Origin of the sequence: Mycolicibacter icosiumassiliensis (assembly GCF_900078685.2) — a bacterium.
Taxonomy (GTDB): Bacteria; Actinomycetota; Actinomycetes; order Mycobacteriales; family Mycobacteriaceae; genus Mycobacterium; species Mycobacterium icosiumassiliensis.
On sequence record NZ_LT546187.1, the window covers coordinates 1 to 2,883 of the forward strand.

Annotated in this window: 3 protein-coding genes and 1 pseudogene; all 4 read right to left on the reverse strand. The window is 64.5% G+C overall.

All coding sequences use genetic code 11. The features are described 5' to 3' along the window. Positions 1-313: 313 nt before the first annotated feature. Positions 314-1,003, reverse strand: coding sequence for a cupin domain-containing protein (locus BN4346_RS46760; protein WP_067977075.1), 690 nt, complete (start codon positions 1,001-1,003; stop codon positions 314-316). Positions 1,004-1,131: 128 nt separating this feature from the next. Beyond that, positions 1,132-1,325 (reverse strand): annotated as a pseudogene (locus BN4346_RS49805) (catalase); the annotation flags it as partial. Between the two features lie 32 nt (positions 1,326-1,357). After that, a complete protein-coding gene (locus tag BN4346_RS46765; protein WP_067977074.1) occupies positions 1,358-2,155 on the reverse strand; it encodes a family 1 encapsulin nanocompartment shell protein in 798 nt (265 codons plus the stop codon). After that, positions 2,152-2,883, reverse strand: a 732-nt coding sequence (locus tag BN4346_RS46770) for a Dyp-type peroxidase (RefSeq protein WP_067977076.1), incomplete at its 5' end; no start/stop codon positions are given. The genes BN4346_RS46770 and BN4346_RS46765, both read right to left, overlap by 4 nt.

Sequence of the window (2,883 nt, forward strand, 5' to 3'; positions counted from 1 at the left end):
CCAGGGCGGTCAAGGCGCGGGCGGCAAGGCCGGCTCCTAGGGCGGCCGCTGCTCACGCTGCGCGGTTACCCGCGCAGCGTGACTGCGGCTTCGGGCAGGCGGGGATTCCATCGCGCAGTCCAGCAGCAGCGACGTGCACCGCTACAGCGACCCCGTCAACTCCGTTGTGGCTCCGGAGTAGACCGCGCACAGAGCCGTGGTGCGCACCGGAGCGCCCTACGCCAACAGGTTCATCTAGGTGATCCCTGGGCCTTCTGGCGGCATTCGCTGCACTCGGCGTCTACCCCCCCCACCACTTCCCCGAAGAATGACGCTAGGGCGATCGCAGGATGGTGATCGTGTTGTCTATCTTTTTAAAGGATTTGAACGTCTCTGCGGGAACGCCGAACACGGCGGACAACACCCGGGGTGGAAGCTTGCTGATGGATTCGCCGATGCCGATGTTGTCTTTGGATTCCGGTGCGCTGGTGTTCTGAATGATCAAGATGCTCAGGTCTTCGGTGCCCCGGTTCTCGAAGTAGTGGAACGAACCCTGCGGTGCGAACACGACGTCGTTGACGTGTTGGTCGAAACTCTCGTGGTTGCCGTTCCCGTCGATGACGACCCACGCCGCGACGCCCTTGGTGACGATGTTGAGTTCCCACGCGCTGGGATGCCAGTGCGGCTCACGGATACCACCGGGTTCCAAGGTGAGCAGCACGATGCTGGCTTCTTGACCCTTGAGTATCGGAAAGTTGTCTTCGCTTGCCTGCTTGAACGAGCCCCCGTCATAGGTATTGCTGGGCTGCGCGCCTAGTGGGAACAGGTGAGATTGCGAGGTGATCGTTTCGGACGGTATGCGGGGATTGCCAAAGCGTGCCGCATCATCGGTCATGGCCTCTTCCTTACTAGTGCGAAAACTCGGAGTGCCGGTGGCGATAACACGGTCAACACCCGCACCGGTCATGGCGGCGGCGCCGGCCAGGCTTGCCCCGCCCAAAACTTTGCGTCGATTGATTGGCATCGTCTGAAAGTACGCGCTGTTGGCCCACTTTCGCAGGGTTTGCAGCGGGATCAATCCGGCTGCGAAACCCCAGTACCGAGTTATCGGAGAGCTCGATGCCGTCGACCACCCGCGTCGGGTCGAAAACCACTATGTCGGATCAATTTGGGCACCGTTGACCCGCCGAGATGCTTTGCGCCAGAGAGTGTCCGAACCTCAGGAGTCGTATTGGCCGTGCCACAGTGCAACATTCCGTTGGCGTGCAATGCGCGACAGCCGGGTTGGCGCCGCCGGCACCCCTTATCGCTTGGATTGCGTCGTCAGGCGAAACCGGGCCGCGCATTTGCTCATGCTAGGCCCTATCCCGTTGCGGCCCTAGCAGGTCAGGGCGACCGCGGCCTCGGCCGTGTAGCACAGGAACGTGCATGTCTCCTGCAGGTAGAGCTGCACGTTCTCGGCGTCGTGCGACAGGTAGCCGATCGACACGTCGGTCCCCAACTGCAGATCGAAATCGCCGCCGCGGGTGGTCAGCACGAACGCGCCGTCGATCGCCGGCGCCCAGATGATGTCGCCGGTGACGAGCCGGCGCAGGTGCTCCAGGATCGGATAGCCGTGATCGGAGGTCTCGGCGACCTTGGTGTAGGTATCCGCCGACAGCAGCACCGAGTACGGGCCGTCCACGCCGGCCAGGCGCAGGGCCGACAGTGCCTGGCTGATCACGTCCGGGATGCCGCGCGGGTCCTCCGGCAACGTCAGCTCCGGATTCGAGCTGGCGCTGCGGATGCCCTCCACCGCGGCGGCGGGGTAGCCCCCGAAAATGATTCGGTCTTCGGCGAACGCCAGCTTCTTGGCTGCGGCCTTCACCGGGTCCCAGTCGGGATCTTGGGAGCCCCGCTCGACATCGTCGATTTCTTCACGCGACAGGGTGAACGGAACCCGCAGGCGCACCAGCGGTTTGCTGTCGCGCAGATGCGCTTCGACGCCGTCGCCCGGGGCGCCGATGCCGGTCAGCCGACCGGTGCCCACCGCGGCCGCCGTCGGGCCCGCCGGGTCGCTGACGTCGACCACCCGGCGCCCGGCAATGTGCCGTTTGAACGTCCGGGTCGCCTCCTGCTCGATGTCGGCCCAGGCCGCTTCGGTGACCGGGGCCAGATCGCGATACAGGTTGTTCATTGCGAGGTTCCTTTCAGGCTGCCGATGTTCAGTGAGCCGTGAACGCCGGTGGTCTCGACGGGCTCGGAGGGGATGGGTGTGGCTGCTCCCGGCAGCGGTGGCGGGTCGTCGAGGAAGTCGGCGGTGGGGGTGAAGAACATCCCGCCGGTGAGCGCGGTGGAGAAGTCCAGGATGCGATCGGTGACTCCGGGCGGGTCGCCGAAAAACATGTTGCGCAGCATCCGTTCGGTGACCTGCGGGCTGCGGGAGTAGCCGATGTAGTAGGTGCCGTGATCGCCCGAATTGGCCGATCCGAAGGGCATGTTGGCTCGCACGATGTCGAGCTCATTGCCGTCGTCGTCGGTGATGACGTTGAGTTTGATGTGGGCGTTGGCGGGTTTGTCCGCGTCGGCGAACTCGATGTCGTCGGCCTTGGTGCGACCGATCACCCGCTCTTGTTCGGTGACCGGCAGGGCATCCCAAGCGGCCATGTTGTGCAGGTATTTCTGGATGTGCACGTAGGAGCCGCCGGCGAAGTCGGGATCTTCGTCGCCGATCTGGACGGCAACCGCGGCGTCCGTACCAGTCGGGTTCTCGGTGCCGTCGACGAAGCCGAGCAGGTCGCGGTTGTCGAAGAACCGGAAACCGTGCACCTCGTCGACCACGGTGACCGCGCCGCTTAGGGTCCGCAGGATGCGTCGGGCCAGTTCGAAGCAGACGTCCATGGTCTCGGCGCGGATGTGGAACAG